Source organism: Salinicoccus sp. RF5 (assembly GCF_020786625.1).
Lineage (GTDB): Bacteria > Bacillota > Bacilli > Staphylococcales > Salinicoccaceae > Salinicoccus.
In genome coordinates, this window is sequence record NZ_JAJGRC010000009.1 from 1 (window position 1) to 471 (window position 471).

General features: G+C 65.4%; 1 protein-coding gene and 1 pseudogene. Both read left to right on the forward strand.

Annotated features, from left to right (window positions below; genetic code table 11):
- Window positions 1–250, forward strand: a 250-nt coding sequence (locus tag LLU09_RS12505) for an Lrp/AsnC ligand binding domain-containing protein (RefSeq protein WP_228312044.1), incomplete at its 5' end; no start/stop codon positions are given.
- 14 nt (window positions 251–264) lie between these two features.
- Window positions 265–471, forward strand: a pseudogene (locus LLU09_RS12510) (hypothetical protein); the annotation flags it as partial.

The following is a 471-nucleotide window of genomic DNA, read 5'->3' on the forward strand; positions in this document are numbered from 1 at the left end:
GTTCCAGGCGATCGTGCGCATCCGCCCCCTGCCCGGCAGGCTGCACGAGGTCGAGCGACAGATCCAGGACATCGCCGAGTTCACCGAGTGCGACAAGGTCACCGGTGACGACTGCTTCATCGCCCGCCTCCAGGTTCGTTCGATGGAACAGCTCGACACGCTGCTGGACAGGATCAACGGCTACGCGGAAACCAACACCGCCATCGTCAAGAAGTCCCCGGTTAAACGCCGGCTCCCCCCGATGACCTGAGCGAGGCACTCCGCATGCCCACACCCGGCACGGGTTCCGTCCCGGAATTGCAACTCGTCCCATTCCAGCTGGGACACTTCCCAATCCTGCAACGCTGGTTCGCCACGGAAAAGGAGCTGGTGCAATGGGCCGGCCCCGCCCTGCGGCATCCGCTGAGCCTCGAGCAGATGCATGAAGACCTCGCGGAAAGCCGCCGGCGACCGCCGCTGCGCCTGCTCTGG